At 70.5% G+C, this 18,622-nt stretch carries 18 protein-coding genes and 2 riboswitches; of the genes, 8 read left to right on the top strand and 10 right to left on the bottom strand.

All coding sequences use genetic code 11. The annotated features are described in order from the left end of the window. Positions 1-92: 92 nt before the first annotated feature. The 8 genes from LG395_RS36985 to LG395_RS36950 all read right to left on the bottom strand — a co-directional run bounded on the left by LG395_RS36985 (position 93) and on the right by LG395_RS36950 (position 9,749). The gene (locus LG395_RS36985; protein WP_225813366.1) at positions 93-1,916 is read right to left on the bottom strand and encodes a dipeptide ABC transporter ATP-binding protein; all 1,824 of its coding nucleotides are present in this window, start codon (positions 1,914-1,916) and stop codon (positions 93-95) included. Then, positions 1,913-3,007: an ABC transporter ATP-binding protein gene (locus LG395_RS36980; RefSeq protein ID WP_171152612.1), complete on the bottom strand. Its 1,095-nt coding sequence runs from the start codon at positions 3,005-3,007 to the stop codon at positions 1,913-1,915. Before LG395_RS36980 ends, LG395_RS36985 begins: the two co-directional genes overlap by 4 nt. Next, on the bottom strand, positions 3,004-4,011 hold the full coding sequence (locus tag LG395_RS36975) for an ABC transporter permease (RefSeq protein ID WP_171152614.1): 1,008 nt from the start codon (positions 4,009-4,011) through the stop codon (positions 3,004-3,006). Before LG395_RS36975 ends, LG395_RS36980 begins: the two co-directional genes overlap by 4 nt. Before the next feature lie 72 nt (positions 4,012-4,083). Then, positions 4,084-5,835, bottom strand: coding sequence for an ABC transporter substrate-binding protein (locus LG395_RS36970; RefSeq protein ID WP_443743017.1), 1,752 nt, complete (start codon positions 5,833-5,835; stop codon positions 4,084-4,086). Positions 5,836-5,892: 57 nt separating this feature from the next. Next, a complete protein-coding gene (locus LG395_RS36965; protein ID WP_171152618.1) occupies positions 5,893-6,891 on the bottom strand; it encodes an ABC transporter permease in 999 nt (332 codons plus the stop codon). A gap of 349 nt (positions 6,892-7,240) precedes the next feature. Beyond that, the gene (locus LG395_RS36960) at positions 7,241-8,026 is read right to left on the bottom strand and encodes an enhanced serine sensitivity protein SseB C-terminal domain-containing protein (protein WP_225813401.1); all 786 of its coding nucleotides are present in this window, start codon (positions 8,024-8,026) and stop codon (positions 7,241-7,243) included. A gap of 196 nt (positions 8,027-8,222) precedes the next feature. Next, positions 8,223-9,014: an enhanced serine sensitivity protein SseB gene (locus LG395_RS36955; RefSeq protein ID WP_171152620.1), complete on the bottom strand. Its 792-nt coding sequence runs from the start codon at positions 9,012-9,014 to the stop codon at positions 8,223-8,225. Between the two features lie 66 nt (positions 9,015-9,080). Further along, positions 9,081-9,749 carry an AAA family ATPase gene (locus tag LG395_RS36950; protein ID WP_171152622.1) on the bottom strand — a complete coding sequence of 223 codons (669 nt, stop codon included), beginning with the start codon at positions 9,747-9,749 and terminating at the stop codon, positions 9,081-9,083. Between the two features lie 179 nt (positions 9,750-9,928). After that, positions 9,929-10,024: riboswitch (glycine riboswitch) on the top strand. Then, a riboswitch (glycine riboswitch) is annotated at positions 10,025-10,137 on the top strand. Between the two features lie 42 nt (positions 10,138-10,179). Between LG395_RS36950 and gcvT the strand changes: the two genes are divergently transcribed. The 6 genes from gcvT to LG395_RS36920 all read left to right on the top strand — a co-directional run bounded on the left by gcvT (position 10,180) and on the right by LG395_RS36920 (position 16,398). Continuing rightward, the gene (gcvT, locus tag LG395_RS36945; RefSeq protein WP_225813365.1) at positions 10,180-11,298 is read left to right on the top strand and encodes a glycine cleavage system aminomethyltransferase GcvT; all 1,119 of its coding nucleotides are present in this window, start codon (positions 10,180-10,182) and stop codon (positions 11,296-11,298) included. A 136-nt stretch (positions 11,299-11,434) separates the two neighbouring features. Next, positions 11,435-11,812 carry a glycine cleavage system protein GcvH gene (gene gcvH / locus LG395_RS36940; protein ID WP_171152626.1) on the top strand — a complete coding sequence of 126 codons (378 nt, stop codon included), beginning with the start codon at positions 11,435-11,437 and terminating at the stop codon, positions 11,810-11,812. Between the two features lie 14 nt (positions 11,813-11,826). After that, the gene (gene glyA, locus LG395_RS36935) at positions 11,827-13,092 is read left to right on the top strand and encodes a serine hydroxymethyltransferase (protein ID WP_171152628.1); all 1,266 of its coding nucleotides are present in this window, start codon (positions 11,827-11,829) and stop codon (positions 13,090-13,092) included. A gap of 62 nt (positions 13,093-13,154) precedes the next feature. Continuing rightward, complete coding sequence (locus LG395_RS36930) at positions 13,155-14,522, top strand: L-serine ammonia-lyase (RefSeq protein ID WP_225813364.1); 1,368 nt, start codon at positions 13,155-13,157, stop codon at positions 14,520-14,522. A gap of 250 nt (positions 14,523-14,772) precedes the next feature. Further along, positions 14,773-15,804, top strand: a complete 1,032-nt coding sequence (locus tag LG395_RS36925; RefSeq protein WP_372463516.1) for a phosphatidylinositol-specific phospholipase C domain-containing protein — start codon at positions 14,773-14,775, stop codon at positions 15,802-15,804. A gap of 36 nt (positions 15,805-15,840) precedes the next feature. Then, the gene (locus LG395_RS36920; RefSeq protein WP_171152632.1) at positions 15,841-16,398 is read left to right on the top strand and encodes a glycoside hydrolase family 25 protein; all 558 of its coding nucleotides are present in this window, start codon (positions 15,841-15,843) and stop codon (positions 16,396-16,398) included. A gap of 31 nt (positions 16,399-16,429) precedes the next feature. Here LG395_RS36920 and LG395_RS36915 read toward each other — a convergent pair whose 3' ends face one another. Then, a complete protein-coding gene (locus LG395_RS36915) occupies positions 16,430-17,092 on the bottom strand; it encodes an NADPH-dependent F420 reductase (RefSeq protein ID WP_171152633.1) in 663 nt (220 codons plus the stop codon). 223 nt (positions 17,093-17,315) lie between these two features. Between LG395_RS36915 and LG395_RS36910 the strand changes: the two genes are divergently transcribed. After that, positions 17,316-17,519 (top strand): hypothetical protein, encoded by a 204-nt coding sequence (locus tag LG395_RS36910; protein WP_308071480.1) that lies wholly within the window; start codon positions 17,316-17,318, stop codon positions 17,517-17,519. Continuing rightward, a complete protein-coding gene (locus LG395_RS36905) occupies positions 17,516-18,340 on the top strand; it encodes an ABC transporter ATP-binding protein (RefSeq protein ID WP_225813360.1) in 825 nt (274 codons plus the stop codon). Before LG395_RS36910 ends, LG395_RS36905 begins: the two co-directional genes overlap by 4 nt. A gap of 59 nt (positions 18,341-18,399) precedes the next feature. Here the strand turns inward: LG395_RS36905 and LG395_RS36900 are convergent, their stop codons facing one another. Continuing rightward, positions 18,400-18,612: an EF-hand domain-containing protein gene (locus tag LG395_RS36900; protein WP_014675107.1), complete on the bottom strand. Its 213-nt coding sequence runs from the start codon at positions 18,610-18,612 to the stop codon at positions 18,400-18,402. Positions 18,613-18,622: the final 10 nt, after the last annotated feature.

Here is an 18,622-nt window from a genome sequence, read left to right as displayed (position 1 = left end):
TCCCTTTCGAGCGTGCCGATCAGTGGCCGGGCACGGACGACTCTGCACTCCCCCGCTCAGGCATGTACATGACTTTGCCTAGTTGTCATGTGCTACTTGTCGGTTGACTCCTGGGAGCCGGCGCCGGACGCCTCGCCGGCGGCCTCGGCCGCACGGCCGCTCTCCTCGGCGACGGCCCCGGTGTCGCCCGAGTCCTCCGCCGGGACGTCGGCCGCGGCACCGGTGGCGGTGGATGCGGTGGGCTCCTCGGCGGGGGCGTCGGCCGCGGGCGCGGCCTTCCCCGCCGAGACCTTCGCACCGGGACCGGTCTTCACACCGGAAGCCGCCGCCTCGGAAGCCGCCTCGTCCTTGGCGGCCTCCTCGTCGGAGGCCTCACCCTCGGAGACCGCCTCGTCCGTGGGAGCCTCTTCTCCGGAAGCCGCCGCCTTGCCGCTGACCGCCTCGCCGGAAGCCGCCTTGGCAGGAGCCGCCTCCTCGGAAGCCGCCACCTCAGAGGCCGCCTCCTCGGAAGCCTCGTCCTCGGAGACCGCCTCCTTGGAAGCCCCGTCCTCGGAAGCCGCCTCCTTCTCGGACGCCGCCTCGCCGGAAGCCGCCTTCTCCCCGGAAGCCACCTTCTCCTCGGAAGCCACCTCGTCGGACGCGGCCTTGTCAGAAGCCGCCTCCTCGGACACCGCCGCCTCCTCGGACACCGCCGGCTTCTCGGAGACCGCCGCCGCTTCGGCCGCGGCCGTCTCCTGCGCGGCCGTCTCCTTCCGCGACTCCGGCTCCGCACCGGCCGGACCCTCGGAGAGCACCGCGTCCGGCACCAGCTCCGACGCCTCCTTCGCCGCCGTCAGCAGGACCGTGTCCTGCGGGGCCTGGTCGGCGAAGTTCTCGGGGTGGTGGCAGGCGACCCGCTGGCCCGGCCGCAGCTCCACGAGCTGAGGCTCGGTGGTCTTGCAGATCTGCGTCGCCTTCCAGCACCGGGTGTGGAAGCGGCAGCCGGAGGGCGGGGCGATGGGCGAGGGCACATCGCCGCGCAGCAGGATCCGCTCGCTCTTCTGGCCCCGGCGCTTCGGGTCCGGCACCGGCACGGCCGACATCAGCGCCTTGGTGTACGGGTGCATCGGCGACTCGTACAGCGAGGTGCGGTCGGCGAGCTCCACGATCTTGCCGAGGTACATCACCGCGATGCGGTCCGAGACGTGCCGGACGACCGAGAGGTCGTGCGCGATGATCACGTAGGTCAGGCCCAGCTCCTGCTGGAGGTCGTCCATCAGGTTGACGACCTGCGCCTGGATCGACACGTCCAGCGCGGAGACCGGCTCGTCCGCCACGACCAGCTTCGGCTTCAGGGCGAGCGCGCGGGCGATGCCGATGCGCTGGCGCTGGCCGCCGGAGAACTCGTGCGGGTAGCGGTTGTAGTGCTCGGGGCTGAGGCCGACCAGGTCGAGGAGCCGCTGGACCTCCTTCTTCACCCCGCCCTCGGGCTCGACGCCCTGGAGCCGGAAGGGCGCCGAGACGATCGAGCCGATGGTGTGCCGGGGGTTCAGGGAGCCGTAGGGGTCCTGGAAGATCATCTGGATGTCGCGGCGCAGCGGGCGCATGTCCCCGGTGCTCAGCCGCGTGATGTCCCGGCCCTCGAAGGTGATCTTCCCGCCGGTCGGGTCCTGGAGGCGGGTGATGACCCGGCCCATGGTCGACTTGCCGCAGCCCGACTCGCCGACCACGCCCAGGGTCTCGCCCTTGCGCACCTCGAAGTCGATGCCGTCGACGGCCTTCACGGCACCGACCTGGCGCTGCAGGAGGCCCTTCTTGATCGGGAAGTGCTTGGTCAGCCCCTCGACCTTGAGCAGCACGTCCCGCTCCTCGGGAGCCGACGCCTGCTTCGGGACCTCGGCCTCGGCGACGGTGTCCGTCTTCTTGGTCTCACTCACAGCTTGGGCGCAATCTCTTCGGTCCAGATCCGCTGGCGGTCCTCGGCCGAGAGGTGGCAGGCGGACCAGTGCCCGGTGCTCACCTGCTCCAGCTCGGGGCGCACCGTGCGGGTGACGTTCCCCTTGGGGATGTCCGCGTACGGGCAGCGGGGGTGGAAGGCGCAGCCCGAGGGGACGTTGATGAGGCTCGGCGGGGAGCCCTTGACCGGGATGAGCCGTTCGGAGGTCTCGCGGTCGATGCGGGGCATCGAGCCGAGCAGGCCCCAGGTGTAGGGGTGCTGCGGCTGTTCGAAGACCTCGCCGGCCGGACCGCGCTCCACGCACCGGCCGCCGTACATCACGAGGACGTCGTCGGCGATCTCGGCGACCACACCGAGGTCGTGAGTGATCATGATGACCGCGGAGCCGAACTCCTTCTGCAGGTCACGGATCAGGTCGAGGATCTGCGCCTGGACGGTCACGTCGAGGGCGGTGGTCGGCTCGTCCGCGATGAGCAGCTCGGGGTTGTTCACCAGCGCCATGGCGATCATGGCGCGCTGGCGCATACCGCCGGAGAACTCGTGCGGGTAGCCGTCGACGCGCTTGGCGGGCTCGGGGATGCCGACGCGGTCGAGCATCTCGACGGCCCGCGCGCGGGCGACCTTCTTGCTGACGTCGTGGTGCACCCGGTACGCCTCGACGATCTGGTCGCCGACCTTGTAGTAGGGGTGCATCGCGGACAGCGGGTCCTGGAAGATCATCGCCATCTCGCGGCCGCGGAGCTTGCGCACCTCGTCCGGGGCGGCGGAGACCAGTTCCTTGCCGTCCAGCCAGATCTCGCCGGACATCTGCACGTTCTTGCCGCGGGTGCCGAGCCGGTGCAGGCCCATGATGGCCTGCGAGGTGACGGACTTGCCGGAGCCGGACTCGCCCACGATGGCGAGGGTCTTGCCCTTCTCCAGCGAGAAGCTGAGCCCGTCGACGGACTTCACCAGGCCGTCGTCGGTCGGGAAGTGCACCTTGAGGTCGCGGACCTCCAGGAAGGCTTCGGGCGCCTTGCCGGAGTGGGTGGGCTCGCCCACCGCGGCACCGGTCTTGGAGAGTTCGGTCACGAGAGCCTCACCCGCGGGTCGGCGGCGGCGTAGAGCACGTCCACCACAAGGTTTGCGATCACGACGAAGAAGGCGGCGAGCAGCGTCACGCCGAGGATCTTGGGCAGGTCGTTGTCGGTGATGCCCTGGACCGCGTACTGGCCGACACCGCCCAGCGAGAAGACGCTCTCGGTGATCACGGCACCGCCGAGCAGCAGACCGAGGTCCATGCCGAACACGGTGATGATCGGGGTGAGGGCCGCGCGCAGTCCGTGCCGGACGACGACGTTGCGCTCGCGCAGGCCCTTGGCGCGGGCCGTGCGGATGAAGTCCTCGTTCATCGTCTCCAGCATGCCCGAGCGGGTGAGCCGCGCGTAGATGGCGGAGTACAGCAGCGCCAGCGAACACCAGGCGGGGAACAGGGTGTTGGCCCACTGCTCGGGGTTCTCGGTGAACGGGACGTAGTCACGTCCGAAGATCGGCCAGTTGAAGACGAAGAGCAGGATCGCCAGGTTCCCCGTGAAGAACATGGGCAGTGAGACACCGGCGAGCGCGATGCCCATGAAGGTGCGGTCGAAGACCGAGCGTGGCTTCAGAGCGGAGATGACACCGATGACCACACCCGAGACGAGCCACAGCACGGCGGCACCGGCGGCCAGCGACAGGGTGATCGGAATGCGCTGGGTGAGCTGCGGCCAGACCGCGACGTGGTCCTTGAAGGAGTAGCCGAAGCAGGGTACGTCGCAGTGCACCGTGGTGGGCCCGAGGTTGTAGTCGGCGCCGGCCACGATCCCCTTGATGAAGTGCCAGTACTGGACGTAGACGGGCTGGTCCAGACCGAGGTTGTGCTTGACCGCGACGATGTCCGCCTTCGACGGGCTCTTGCCGATGTACTGCTGCGCCAGCTGATCCGCTGTCTGGCCGGCGAGCCGTGGCAGCAGGAAGAAGATGGCAAAGGTGACCGCGGAGACGACCAGCAGCAGGATCACTGCCGCGAACGTCCGGCGGAGGATGTACGAGATCACGGGGATCGGCGCTGGTGCCCGCGGGCCGCGAAGCCCGCGGGCACCAATGCCTTCACCTGCCTTCCGGGGCTGCTACTTCGACGCGACGCCGATGTTGAGGTAGTCGTACTGACCGCTGAAGGCCGCCGTGGAAACCAGGTTGGTGTAGTTCTGCGGGCGGGCCAGCAGGACCTTGAAGTAGGTCAGCGGGACGAGCACGGCGTCGTCCATGGCCTTCTTGTCGATCTGCGTGTAGAGGCTGTTGCGCTCGGTGGTGTCCTGAGTGCCGATCGCCTTCGACAGCTGGGCGTTGACGTCCTTGTTGTCGTACTGCGACAGGTTGGTGTTACCGGACTGGCTGATCGCCTTGCCGTTCAGGATCTGCTGCAGGAAGCCGTAGCCGGAGGGCCAGTCGGCGCCCCACTGCATCATCTCCAGGCCGATGTTCTGCTTCTTGGTGAACTTCGGCACGCCGGCGTAGTCGGTGAAGTACTTGCCGGACGGGTACTGCTTGAGGGTGGCGTTGATGCCGACCTTCTTCAGCGAGTTGATGATCGCCGTGGCGGCGTCGATCTCCTGCGGACGGTCCGAACGGGCCGAGATGTTCGTCGAGATCGAGGACTTGCCGCAGGCCTTGAGCTGCGCCTTGGCCTTGGCCGCGTCACCCTTGCTGTCCGTGGTCGCGTAGACGTCGGACTTGGCGTAGCCCGGGATGTCCGGCGGGAGGACCGTGGAGGCGATCTCACCGCGGATCGGGCCGCCCTCGGCGGTCTGCACCGAGACCTTGTCGATGGCGTACTGGACGGCCTTGCGGCACTCGACCTTGTCGAACGGCGCGACCTTGGTGTTGATCGCCATGTAGACCAGACGGCCACCGTAGGTGTTGTCCGTGTTGGCCTTCTTCGACGGGTCGGTGATGACCTGGGCCTGCGTCGCGGCCTGGACACCCGTGCCGCCGAGGTCGATCGCGTTGCCCGCGAGGACGTCCTTGTCGATCGTCTCCGGGTTGACCTTCAGCTTGACGACGATCTTGTCCGGCAGCTGCTTGCGCAGCGGGTCCGTCTTCGCGTCCCAGTTCTCGTTGCGGACGAGGACGGCCTGCTGGCCCTCCGCGTAGCTCTGGAACTTGTACGAGCCCGAGGAGACGATGTGCTTGACGTAGTCGACGCCCGTGTCCTTCGCCTTGGGCACCGGGGCCGTCTGCGGGGCGGCGACCAGGTAGTCGAACTCCTGGAAGGCCTGCTTCAGGTGGAAGACGATCGTGGTGTCGTCCGGCGTCTGGATGGAGGACAGGCCCTTGTCGCTCTTGTCCTTGTACGGGCCCTTGTACTTGTCGCCGCCGGCCAGGAACTGCTGGAAGTAGTTCGGGCCGAGGGAGAGCACGTCACGCGCGAAGTTCGAGCGCTCGACGGCGTACTTGACGTCCTTCGAGGTGATCGGCGAGCCGTCCTCGTACTTCAGGCCCGAACGCAGCTTGTACGTCCAGGTCTTGCCGCCGTCGCTCGGGACGCCCTTGCTCGCGGCGAGGTCCGGGACGAGGGCGTTGCCCTCCTGGCCGGCGCCCGGCTTGAAGGTCATCAGCGGGCGGGCCCACAGCCGGCTGAGGTTGTACATGTACGCGTAGTACGTGTTGCCCGGGTCGAAGGAGTCCGGGACGTCGGACAGCTCGTAGGTGAGCGTGCCGCCCTTCTTGTCCGACGCGTTGACGACGCCCTTGGTCGCGGCGTTGGCCCCGGCCGACTTGGTGCCGTTCTCGTTCTTGTTGTCATCGGCCTTGCTGCAACCTGCAAGAAGCAGGCTGGCGGAGCCGATGGCCGCGATCGCGGCCAGCGCTGACCTTCGCATGATGGGCGCTTTCCCCTCCATTGATCGGAAAAATTTACGGGCTCTCCGCGGCAGGCGTCAGCGGCTGCGCGGGTCGAGAGCGTCGCGGAGACCGTCACCCAGCAGGTTGAACGCCAGGACGGTGATGAAGATGGCGAGACCAGGAACGATCATGAACATCGGGTCGACCTGGTAGAAGTTGACCGCCTCCCGGAGCATGCCGCCCCAGGACGCCTGCGGGGGCTGGATGCCGACGCCGAGGAAGCTCAGGGACGCCTCGAAGAGGATGTTGGTCGGGATGAGCAGCGTCGAGTAGACGATGATCGGGCCGACCAGGTTGGGCATCAGCTCCCGGAACAGGATGTACGGGGCCTTGGCGCCCATGCCCCGGGAGGCGTCGACGAACTCGCGCTCGCGCAGGGCGAGGGTCTGGCCCCGGACGATCCGGCCCAGGTAGGGCCAGTTGAAGAAGCCGATGACGAAGATCAGCACGCTCAGGTGGAGCGGCAGACCGTCCAGGCCGAACGCGCCGCCCTGGAGGGTGGCGGAGATGGAGATGGCGAACAGCAGGAGGGGGAAGGCGAGGAACGTGTCCATCAGCCGGCTGATGATCGAGTCCACCCGTCCGCCGTAGTAGCCCGCGATGACGCCCATGATGGCGCCGATCACGTTGGACAGGATCGTGGCGCCGAAGGCGACCACCAGCGACACCCAGGAGCCCTCCAGGACGCGGGTGGCGATGTCCCGGCCGAACTTCGGGTCCACACCGAGCGGGTGATCCGCGCTGATGCCGCCGAAACTGCCCTTCGGCAGCGAGGTGTCCGGGCTGATCAGGTCCTGGTTGAAGGCGTTGGGGTCGAGCCCGAAAGCGGCCTGGATGGGACGCGAGAGGATCGCGACGAGGATCAGCAGGACCACGATGACGCCGCCCGCGACGGCGACCTTGTCCTTCTTGAACCGGGTCCAGGCGATCTGGCCCAGGGAACGACCCTCGATCTGCCCCTTACCGGCACCCTCCAGCACAGCCTCCGGCTGTGCCTCGGCTGCCGCCCCGGTGGTCTCGATCGGTGCGGTCACGGTGAGCGACCCCTCTCGCCGGTGGTGACCGGCCTGCGCTGCCGCGGATTGCGGCTTTGTCGACTTGCCATCGAGCATGAGGTCTCGACCTCATGTCTGAGTCGGGAGTCTTCAGCGTCTTTGCGATCACCCGCCAGAGCTGACGGCGAATGTATGCGCAACCGTGATGCAGTCCAGGGGATTCCGTTATCCGATCAGTGGGTAACGGGCATCGGACGTGGGCCAGTTGGGACAGAACGGCGAATCTACGCGGTTCGGGGCGATCGGGCGATGTCTACGCGCGCAGAAGTGTGTCGCCCGTGTGAAATCTGCGACCCGGACTCAGAAAGCCCGCGGCACCGCCCGGTTGTCAGTAACCGCCGTGTACGGGCGGGTAGCCGTACCCGCCGGCCGGGGCCTGCGGCGGGACCGGCGCCTGAAGCTGCGGCTGCGGCGCGGGGGCGTGTGCCTCGCGGTCGTAGAAGGGGCGCGCGTTGGCCCGCATCCACATCACCACCGGGTCGTAGCCGTCGGTCATCGCGACCGTCGAGACCGGCAGCCCCTCCGGGACCGCGCCGATGGACTGCTGCATCATCGCGCGCACCGAGTCGACCGCGGCGGGCGAGGTCTCGTACACGTCCAGGCCGATGGCCAGATACGGCGCCCCGAGCGCGGGCTGGACCCAGGCGCGGCGCAGGGAGCGCAGCGCGGGGGTGCGGTGCGCGTTCTGCGCGAGCAGGGCGTAGAACTGCGGGATCTCGATGCCGGGTTCCGACAGGCGGAGCGGGCCGGCGGGCTGGCGGTCCAGGCCGGTGGCGATGCGGCGCAGATCCAGCCAGGGGATGCCGACACCGCCGCCCGGGGAGTGCGGATTGAGCCAGAGGCCGTAGTGGTCGGGGTAGAGGGTGCGCGCCACGTCCAGGCCGTCGACCACTTCGTACGAACGGTTCCAGCCGCTGGCCGACAACTCCTGCGCGGAGGTGACGCAGGGGGCGTAGTGGCAGCCGTCCACCTCCATGTCCCCGTACTGGGCGTCCGGGGAGCCGGCCTGGCCGTGCCACAGGAGCATCCAGATCTGGCCGGAGGAGGGAGTGGCGAGGGCGCGGAGCAGGGCCTCGTAGGCGTCGTAGCGTCCCGGGGTGACCTGGCGCAGCATGTGCTCGACGCTGCCGCTGTGGCTCGCGCTCACCTGTTGTACCGGCCCTTCTACTCCGTGCCCCGCGTTTGGAGACAGCTTAAGCGCCCAGCGGCCCGGGGCCTCGGGTTCGTGTGCCGGTGCGGGTCGTCCGTGGCCGGCCGCGCCCCGCGGCGGGACCGCATACCGGATGCGGCCCCGCTTTCTTCCGGTGCGTTCAGCGGCCGTACTGGTAGAAGGGCCGGACGTGCGTCTTCAGCCAGTCCGAGACCGGGTCCTCGGCCACGTCCATGAGGATCAGGTTGACCGGCCACTTGACCGGGACCGTGCCGAGGGCCCGGCCGAGGGCGTCCAGGGGCAGGTTCCGGACGTCCCCCTCCCACTGGGAGAGTTCCACGCCCACGAACATCACCGGGTCGGCCGTCTCGATGGCGGCCAGGCAGCGGCGGGCGGTGAGGACCACGCCGGTGGCCGCGAACTCGGCGGAGGCCGCGGCGAGGAAGTCGACCGGGTCGTCCTGCCAGTCGGGTTCGAAGAGGCGGACCCGGCCGCCGGTGCCGGGCCCGTCGAGCGGGGTGCGGCCGGCGCGGCACAGTTCGGCCACGGCGTCGGGCGGCAGCGGGATACCGACCACACCGCCCGGGTTCACCGCGATGCCCGCCTGCGGCGGCAGGCCGCGCGCGAACTCCACGGCGGGCGCGATGGTGTACGACATGTGGGAACCGGTCGCCTGGCGCAGCTGCTCCTCGGAGCTGAACACCGGGACGTACACCTGGCCGTCGATCTCCATCGTCGGCAGGTCCAGCGGGCCGCTGTGCGGGCCCCCGCCGTTGGGCAGCGGTATCCACAGGAAGCTGCGGCCGAGGACCTCGATGATCCGGCCGCCCGCCGAGGGGATGCCGAGGGAGGCCGACAGCACCTCCTCCAGCTCGTTGCCGGGCCAACCGCCGTGCGGGTGGGGGTGCGCCTGTGCCGGGAAGTCCGCGGGAACGTCCGCCGGGAAGTCCATGTGCCTACCGCCTGCTGGGAACCACTGCTGGGAGCAAGAAGGCTAGCGGGTGGCTGTGACAGTGCCTCACCGCGCGAAGCCCACCCGGCCGAGGACGTCCGCCGCGTCCCGGTCCAGCAGCACCGCCGCGCCGCAGCCGGCGGGCAGCTCCCCCTTCTCCACCGCGCGCAGCAGCCGGCCGGTCGTACGGCGGTGGCGGCGGAAGGCGTAGCGGGAGACGCCCCGGCCGCGCTCGCGCTGGCCCGCCCGGGCGGTCTCGGGGCTGACGTCGAGGAGGAGCAGGTGCAGGGTGGCGCCGCGGCGCCGGGCCTCGCGGGCCAGCCAGGCGCGCACCCAGCGCTGGGTGCCGCAGTCGTGCACGACGACGCCCTCGCCGGTGCGCAGCGCCCTGCGCAGGGCGGCGTAGTGGGCGAGGCGGACCAGGGGGCGGTACAGCGCGTAGGGGACGGAGCGGGGAACGCGGGCGTCCCAGCGGTCGCGGGTGTCCTGGGAGTCGACGCGGTGGCCGGTGACCGCGCGGTGCATCAGGGTGGACTTGCCGCTGCCGGGCAGGCCGGTGATCACCACCAGGTCGCGGGGGCCGAAGAGCAGGGCGTGCGGGCTGCGGCCCGCGCGGTCGCGCAGGTCGCGGACGACCGGGGCGGGGCGGTCCGCGCGGCGCGCGCGGGCCGCGGCGGAAGGCTGTCCCGGCACCGCGATGCCGGCGTCGGTGGCGTAGGCCGATGTCCTGTTCACCGTGATCGTCCTCCCCAGGGGGCTCGGTCATCCCCATGCCCGTTCTGTGTAAAGAGAAGGTAATGGGCAACGGTAGGCGGTTCGTGTGCGTTCTGCCACAGCCCGGTCACAAGGAGCACGCTCTGGATGGGCGGGGAGCGGCGTGCAATGATGAGGCCGCCAACTGCATACCGGCCGCTTGAATCCGCGCGGGAGAGTTCCCAGCCCCCGGCTGGGACGCCGAAGGAGCAAGTCCCTCCCTTGAATCTCTCAGGCCCCGTTACCGCGCGGGCGAGGCACATCTGAAAAGCGGGCCGCTGTGTCAGTGGCTCCACCCACGGTGCAAGCCGTGATCGTCCCTGTGGCGGTCGTGGCGAACCTCTCAGGTTCCGATGACAGATGGGGAGGAACGTTCCTCGCCTGTCCGCTCGCCTTGGGAGACGACCGTCCGATGAGCAGCACTGAACTCCGCCACACCGCGCTCGATGCCGTGCATCGCGCGCTCGGTGCGACGATGACCGACTTCGCCGGCTGGGACATGCCCCTGCGCTACGGCTCCGAGCGCGACGAGCACCTCGCGGTGCGGAACAGGGCCGGTCTCTTCGACCTCTCCCACATGGGCGAGATCACCGTCACCGGCGACCAGGCCGCCGCGTTCCTGAACCACGCCCTGGTCGGCGACATCGCCTCCGTCGGCGTCGGCCGCGCCCGCTACACGATGATCTGCCGGACCGACGGCGGCATCCTGGACGACCTGATCGTCTACCGCCTCGCCGAGACCGAGTACATGGTCGTGGCCAACGCCTCCAACGCCCAGGTGGTGCTGGACGCGCTGACGGAGCGCGCCGAGGGCTTCGACGCCGAGGTCCGCGACGACCGGGACGCCTACGCGCTGATCGCCGTGCAGGGCCCGGAGTCCCCCGGCATCCTGAAGTCCCTCACCGACGCCGACCTCGACGGCCTGAAGTACTACGCCGGCCTGCCGGGCACGGTCGCCGGCGTCCCGGCGCTGATCGCCCGCACGGGTTACACCGGCGAGGACGGCTTCGAGCTGTTCGTCGCGCCGGAGCACGCCGTCGAGCTGTGGCAGGCGCTGACCAAGGCGGGCGAGGGCGCGGGCCTGGTCCCGTGCGGGCTGTCCTGCCGGGACACGCTGCGCCTGGAGGCGGGCATGCCGCTGTACGGGCACGAACTGACCACCTCCCTCACCCCGTTCGACGCCGGGCTCGGCCGTGTGGTCAAGTTCGAGAAGGAGGGCGACTTCGTCGGGCGCGAGGCGCTCACCGAGGCCGCCGCGCGGGCCCAGGAGAACCCGCCGCGGGTCCTGGTCGGCCTGGTCGCCGAGGGCCGCCGGGTGCCGCGCGCCGGGTACGCCGTCGTCGCCGGCGGCGAGGTGATCGGCGAGGTCACCTCCGGCGCCCCCTCCCCCACCCTGGGCAAGCCGATCGCCATGGCCTACGTCGACGCGGCGCACGCGGCGCCGGGCACCGAGGGCGTCGGCGTGGACATCCGGGGCACCCACGAGCCGTACCAGGTCGTGGCGCTGCCGTTCTACAAGCGCCGGAAGTAGACACTGGGCGCGGTCGCGCCCGCCGGGGCCCCGGTCCCGTGGCCGGGGCGTGACGCTGCGCACATTCGCCCGCTCACCAGCGGTTTCCGCAGTCCCCCGTCATCAGCACCCTCGCGTGTACAGGAGAATTCAGGCCATGAGCAACCCCCAGCAGCTGCGCTACAGCAAGGAGCACGAGTGGCTGTCGGCCGCCGAGGACGGCGTCGCGACGGTCGGCATCACGGAGCACGCGGCCAACGCGCTCGGTGACGTCGTCTTCGTCCAGCTCCCCGAGGCCGGCTCCACGGTGTCCGCGGGCGAGACCTGCGGAGAGCTGGAGTCAACGAAGTCGGTGTCCGACCTGTACTCGCCGGTCACCGGCGAGGTCACCGAGGTCAACGAGGACGTCGTCAACGACCCGTCGCTGGTGAACTCCGCCCCCTTCGAGGGTGGCTGGCTGTTCAAGGTACGCGTCACCGAGGAGCCGGCCGACCTGCTCTCCGCCGACGAGTACACCGCCTTTTCCGCCGGCTGAGGAGTCGTAGCCGTATGACTGTCCTGAACACGCCTCTGCACGAGCTGGACCCGGAGATCGCCGCCGCGGTCGACGCCGAGCTGCGCCGCCAGCAGTCGACCCTGGAGATGATCGCCTCCGAGAACTTCGCGCCGCTCGCGGTGATGGAGGCGCAGGGCTCGGTCCTGACGAACAAGTACGCCGAGGGCTACCCGGGCCGCCGCTACTACGGCGGCTGCGAGCACGTCGACGTCGCCGAGCAGATCGCCATCGACCGGGTCAAGGAGCTGTTCGGCGCGGAGTACGCCAACGTGCAGCCCCACTCCGGCGCCTCCGCGAACCAGGCGGCCCTCTTCGCGCTGGCCCAGCCCGGGGACACCATCCTCGGCCTGGACCTGGCGCACGGCGGCCACCTGACCCACGGGATGCGGCTGAACTTCTCCGGCAAGCAGTTCGACGTGGTCGCCTACCACGTGGACGCCGAGACCGGCCTGGTCGACATGGCCGAGGTCGAGCGGCTCGCCAAGGAGCACCGCCCCAAGGTGATCATCGCGGGCTGGTCGGCGTACCCGCGGCAGCTGGACTTCGCCGGGTTCCGCCGGATCGCCGACGAGGCCGGCGCCTACCTGTGGGTCGACATGGCGCACTTCGCGGGCCTGGTCGCGGCCGGTCTGCACGAGAACCCGGTGCCGTACGCCGACGTGGTCACCTCCACCACCCACAAGACGCTGGGCGGCCCCCGCGGCGGCATCATCCTCGCCAGGAAGGACTTCGCGAAGAAGCTGAACTCGTCCGTCTTCCCGGGCTTCCAGGGCGGCCCCCTGGAGCACGTGATCGCGGCCAAAGCGGTGTCGTTCAAGGTCGCGGCCTCGGAGGACTTCAAGGAGCGCCAGCGTCGTACGGTGGAGGGTGCCCGCATCCTCGCCGAGCGCCTGACGGCCCCGGACGCCCGCGAGGCCGGCGTGAACGTGCTGTCCGGCGGCACGGACGTGCACCTGATCCTGGTGGACCTGCGCGCGTCCGAGCTGGACGGGCAGCAGGCCGAGGACCGGCTCCACGAGGTCGGCATCACGGTCAACCGCAACGCCGTCCCGAACGACCCGCGGCCGCCGATGGTCACCTCGGGTCTGCGCATCGGTACGCCGGCCCTGGCGACCCGCGGCTTCACGGCCGAGGACTTCGCCGAGGTCGCGGACGTGATCGCCGAGGCGCTGAAGCCGTCCTACGACGCCGAGGCCCTGAAGGCGCGCGTGAAGGCGCTCGCCGACAAGCACCCGCTGTACCCGGGCCTGAACAAGTAAGTCCCCGGTGGGGCACCCGCCGAGGGTGCCCCACCACCCCCCTGCTGTCTTGAGGAGTGACCGTGGCCATCTCGGTCTTCGACCTGTTCTCGATCGGCATCGGCCCGTCCAGCTCCCACACGGTCGGCCCGATGCGCGCGGCACGGATGTTCGCCCGCCGCCTGCGCAACGAAGGCCTCCTGGAGCAGGCCGCCGCCGTCCGCACGGAGCTGTACGGCTCCCTGGGCGCGACCGGGCACGGCCACGGCACCCCCAAGGCCGTCCTGCTCGGCCTGACCGGCGACTCACCGCGCACGGTGGACGTGGAGACGGCGGACGCGCGCGTGGAGGCCATCAAGGCGGAGGGACGGATCCGGCTCCTGGGCGAGCACGAGATCGCCTTCGACTTCGACCGGGACCTGGTGCTGCACCGCCGCAAGGCCCTGCCGTACCACGCCAACGGCATGACGCTGTGGGCCTACGACGCAGACGGCAAGGAGCTGCTCACCAAGACGTACTACTCGGTGGGCGGCGGCTTCGTCGTCGACGAGGACGCGGTGGGCGCGGACCGGATCAAGCTGGACGACACGGTCCTGAAGTACCCGTTCCGCACGGGCGACGAGCTGCTGCGCCTGACCAGGGAGACGGGCCTGTCGATCTCCTCGCTGATGCTGGAGAACGAGCGGGCCTGGCGCACCGAGGAGGAGATCCGCGCGGGCCTGCTGGAGATCTGGCGGGTGATGCGCGAGTGCGTGCAGCGGGGCATGTCCCGCGAGGGCATCCTGCCGGGCGGTCTGAAGGTACGCCGCCGCGCCGCCGTCTCCGCCCGCCAGCTGCGCGCCGAGGGCGACCCGCTGGCGCACGCCATGGAGTGGATCACGCTCTACGCGATGGCGGTGAACGAGGAGAACGCGGCGGGCGGCCGTGTGGTGACCGCGCCCACGAACGGAGCGGCCGGCATCATCCCGGCGGTCCTGCACTACTACATCAACTTCGTGCCCGGCGCCGACGAGGACGGCGTGGTCCGCTTCCTGCTGGCCGCCGGCGCGATCGGCATGCTCTTCAAGGAGAACGCCTCCATCTCCGGCGCCGAGGTCGGCTGCCAGGGCGAGGTGGGCTCCGCCTGCTCCATGGCGGCGGGCGCGCTCGCCGAGGTGCTCGGCGGCTCCCCCGAGCAGGTGGAGAACGCGGCCGAGATCGGCATGGAGCACAACCTCGGCCTGACCTGCGACCCGGTGGGCGGTCTGGTCCAGATCCCGTGCATCGAGCGCAACGGCATGGCCGCGGTGAAGGCGGTCACGGCCGCGAAGATGGCGATGCGCGGCGACGGCTCCCACAAGGTGTCCCTGGACAAGGTCATCAAGACGATGAAGGACACCGGCGCGGACATGAGCGTGAAGTACAAGGAGACGGCCCGGGGCGGGCTGGCCGTGAACATCATCGAGTGCTGACCCGCCCACCCGGTCCCACCGTGCGGTGAAGCCCGTCGCGCCGTGACGGGCACCCGCCCGGCCCCGCCGCCTCCCCCCCACCCCGCACACCGCCGCCCCGCCCACCGGACGGGGCGGCGGTGTCATGTCCGGCCGGAGCCCGCGCCACGCGCCGCCGCCCCGCTTCTGATGTTCCCTCAAGGGCTACCGCACAGTAACCGATTGGCCCTACGCTGCCGCCAACTCGACGTCAGCGAAAGGGAGTTCGGTGATACGCGGGATGAGACGGCTGGCGGCGCTCGTGGGGGCCGCCGCTTTGTTGGCGATGGTGCCGGGCAACGCGCACGCGGCGTCGCCGAAGTTCTCCGAGACGACGGCGATCGGCACGCACAACGCGTACGACAAGGCCAAGTACGCCTACTTCGCCCAGGCGCTGGACTCCGGCGCCTCGCTGCTGGAACTGGACGTCTACGTCGACAGCATCAGCCACCGCTGGCGGGTCAGCCACAGCAACCCGCTGGGCAACGACAACAACTGCGAGGCGGCGAAGACCCCGGGCGAGCTGTACGGCAAGAGCCGCAACCAGGACCTCGGCAGCTGCCTGGACAACATGGCCGCCTGGAACCAGCTCCACCCCGACCACCCGCCGATCGTCGTCAAGGTCGAGATGAAGGTCGGCTTCAACGACAAGGCGGGCCTCGGACCGGACGAGTTCGACACGCTCGTCGCGCAGCGGCTGGGCGGCAGCGTCTACAAGCCGGCCGACCTGCTCGGCGGGACGTACGGCACGCTGGACGAGGCCGCGAAGGCCAACGCCTGGCCCGCCCGGGACGCCCTGAAGGGCAAGTTCGTCTTCGACCTGATCCCGGGCACGGTGGAGCAGTCCAACCCGTTCGACAGCTACTGGACGGACGAGGAGTACGGCGACCACCTGCGCGACCTGAAGGCGGCCGGGAACATCTCGGCGGCCCAGGCCTTCCCCGTCGTCCTCGGCGCGGCGAACGGCGACCCGCGCACCAGCCGCTACGACGCCTCGATCCGCCCCTGGTTCGTGTTCTTCGACGGCGACGCGGCGACGTACGTCGACAACGGCTACGACACCTCGTTCTACTCCGCCAACCACTACATCCTCATCACCACCGACGCCCACAACGTGTCACCGGCCATCTCCTCCACCAGCCCGACGGACGCCGAAGTCGCCGCGCGCCTCGCCCTGCTGGCCAAGAACCACGCCAGTCTGATCACCTCGGACTGGTCGGCGAAGTCCGCCTCCGTACTGAGTTCGGTGACCACCCGAAGCTGAGGTTCCGGGGCGGCGCCCACGGGGGACAACCTTCACATGCTGCATGGCATCGACGTGAGCGCCTACCAGTCCTCCTCCTACGCGACGAGCGGTCTCTCCTTCGTCTTCATCAAGGCGACGGAAGGCCGTTCGTACGTCAATCCCAGACTCGCGGCCCAGGCCGGCCACGGCCGTGACGCGGGCCTGGTCGTCGGCTTCTACCACTTCCTGTGGCCCGGCAACCTCACCGCCCAGGCCGAGTACTTCCTCAGTCACGCCCCGGACCGCCGCGGTGATCTCCTCGCCGTCGACTGGGAGACCACCGGCGACGGCACCCACGCGAGCAACGCGGAGAAGGACCGCTTCATCCGCAAGCTGAAGGAACTGCGGCCGGACAACCGGGTGGTGCTCTACTGCAACCGCCACTTCTGGCTGAACGTCGACACCACCTCCTACGCCGGGGACGGGCTGTGGATCGCCGACTACGTCACCGCCGGAAAGCCCCGGATCGAGGCCAGGTGGCGGTTCCACCAGTACACCAGCGAACCCCACGACAAGGACGTGGCGGACTTCGCGAGCAAGGCGGCGCTGAAGGAGTGGGCCACGAGCGCCTGACGGGTTCGTGGCCCCTCCCGTCTCGCCGGGGTCAGCCCCGGAAGTCCGCAGGGCGCTCCGGGGACGCCTCCGCGAGGGCCTTGCGCACCGCTTCCGCGCCGGCGCGCAGGCCGTAGACGGGGGTACCGGGCTGCTGGCGCCAGGAGTCGGCGATGGTGCCGGCGTCGACGGTGTCGAAGCCGAGTTCGTCGATCAGGTCGCGGACGGCCTGCTTGGCCGCCTCGTCGTCGCCGGCGACCGGGAGGGCCATGCGCTCGGGGTCGCCCGCGGGGCGCGGCCGGTCCAGGATGTCCTGGGCGTAGGTGCCGTTGAACGCCTTGACCACCGGGTGGCCGAGGTGCTGCTCGGTCCAGCGGCTCTCGGTGAGGCCCTCGTCCTCGATGGCCGCGATCCGGCCGTCCCGCTGCTGCGGGTAGTAGTTGCCGGTGTCGATCACCGCGACGCCCTCGGCCGCGCCGTCGAGCAGGCCGGCGGGCAGGTCCGGGACCGCCTTCAGCGGCACGGTGACGACCACGACCTGGGCGCCCTTGGCGGCCTCCTCCGCCCGGACGGGGGTCGCGCCGGTCTCCTCCGCCAGGTCACGGAGCGTCTCGGGGCCGCGGGAGTTGGCGACGGAGACGTCATGGCCGAGGGCGGTGAGCCGCCGGGTGAGGTTGCCGCCGATGTTCCCCGCGCCGATGATGCCGATCTTCATGGCTGACCCTCCGGATGGTCTATGCGCATGCATGGGATGTTCTCCGCTCAACCCAGCCGGGTCCGGGCCTATTCCGCGCCGTGCGCCGAACGGGTGACGGCTGCCCGGCCGGTGCCGCCGCGCGATCCTCTCGGGGCATCCGCACAACGGCCGCGGCACCCGGAGACCCCGGGCGGGGGGCTGCCCGTTCGGCGACGGTGAGCGCACCGGTAACGTCGGCCTGGTGACCCTCGCCCTCGATCTCCGCGCCCAGGAGGCCGGCCCCATGGCCGGCCCCGGCGACGTCGACGCCGTACGCACGGTGTTCTCCGGCACCCACCAGGACGCGCTCGGCGAGGGCCGGGCCGGGCCCGCCCGCCGCGCCCGGGAGAACCGGTCGGCCGCCGCGCGCACGGTGCCGTCCGCGGTGAACCGGGCGGCGCGATGACGAAGGCGACGACGGAGGTGCTGCGCGCCGAGGACGTGCACGTCGTCCGGGACGGGCGGGCCATCCTCCAGGAGGTCTCGCTGACCGTCCGGGCCGGTGAGCACTGGGCGCTGCTCGGCGCCAACGGGGCGGGCAAGTCCACGCTGCTGGGGCTGCTCGGCGCGCTGGTCCATCCGACCCGGGGCGCGGTGGAGGTGCTCGGACACCGGCTGGGCCGGGTGGACCTGCGCGAGTTGCGGACCCTGGTCGGGCACGTCGACCCGCGCCATCCGCTGACCTCGCCGCTGCGAGTGCGGGACGTCGTGCTCACGGGGGCGACGAACTCGGTCGAACCGGTCCCCCGGTGGCGTCCCACCCCGGAGCAGACGGAGCGGGCCGAGGCGCTGCTGGCCACACTGGGGCTGGGGGCGCTGCGGGACGCCCGGTGGCCGACGCTCTCGCAGGGGCAGCGCGGCCGGACGCTGATCGCGCGGGCGCTGATGCCCGAGCCGCGGCTGCTGCTCCTGGACGAGCCGGCGACCGGCCTGGACCTGCCCGGCCGGGAACAGCTGATCGATGCGCTGGAGGACCTGCGGGCGGCTCATCCGGCGCTGGCGACGGTGCTGGTCACCCATCACCTGGAGGAGCTGCCGGCGGGCACCACGCACGCCGTGCTGCTGCGCGACGGACGGGTGCTGGCCTCGGGGCCGGTCGCGTCGGTGCTCACCGGTGACCAGGTCGGCAAGTGCTTCGACCTGCCGTTGACGCTGGAGCGGCACGAGGGGCGCTGGAGCGTGCGGATCCGGCGCGGGACGCGGCGCCGTGACGGCATGACGGCGTGACGGCATGACGAAGGGGGTGCCCGGGCCGCTCGGCGCGGGCACCCCCTGTCGCCGACGGGTCACTTGCTCAGGTAGGCCCAGAACTCGTCGAACGACAGCACCTTGTCGCCGTTGAGGTCGCGGGTCTTGATGACGGCCTCCGCGACCGTCTCGGTGACGTTCCAGTCACCCTGCTGCGCGAGGGCGGACTTGAACTCCGCTGCGGTGATGAATCCGTCACCGTCCGCGTCGATCCGCTGGAACTGCTTGCGTGCTTCCTCGATGTCCGCCACCGATCCGCCC

Origin of the sequence: Streptomyces spinosus (assembly GCF_020400655.1) — a bacterium.
GTDB classification, from domain to species: domain Bacteria; phylum Actinomycetota; class Actinomycetes; order Streptomycetales; family Streptomycetaceae; genus Streptomyces; species Streptomyces argyrophylli.
This window is presented reverse-complemented; position numbering and strand designations above follow the sequence as displayed.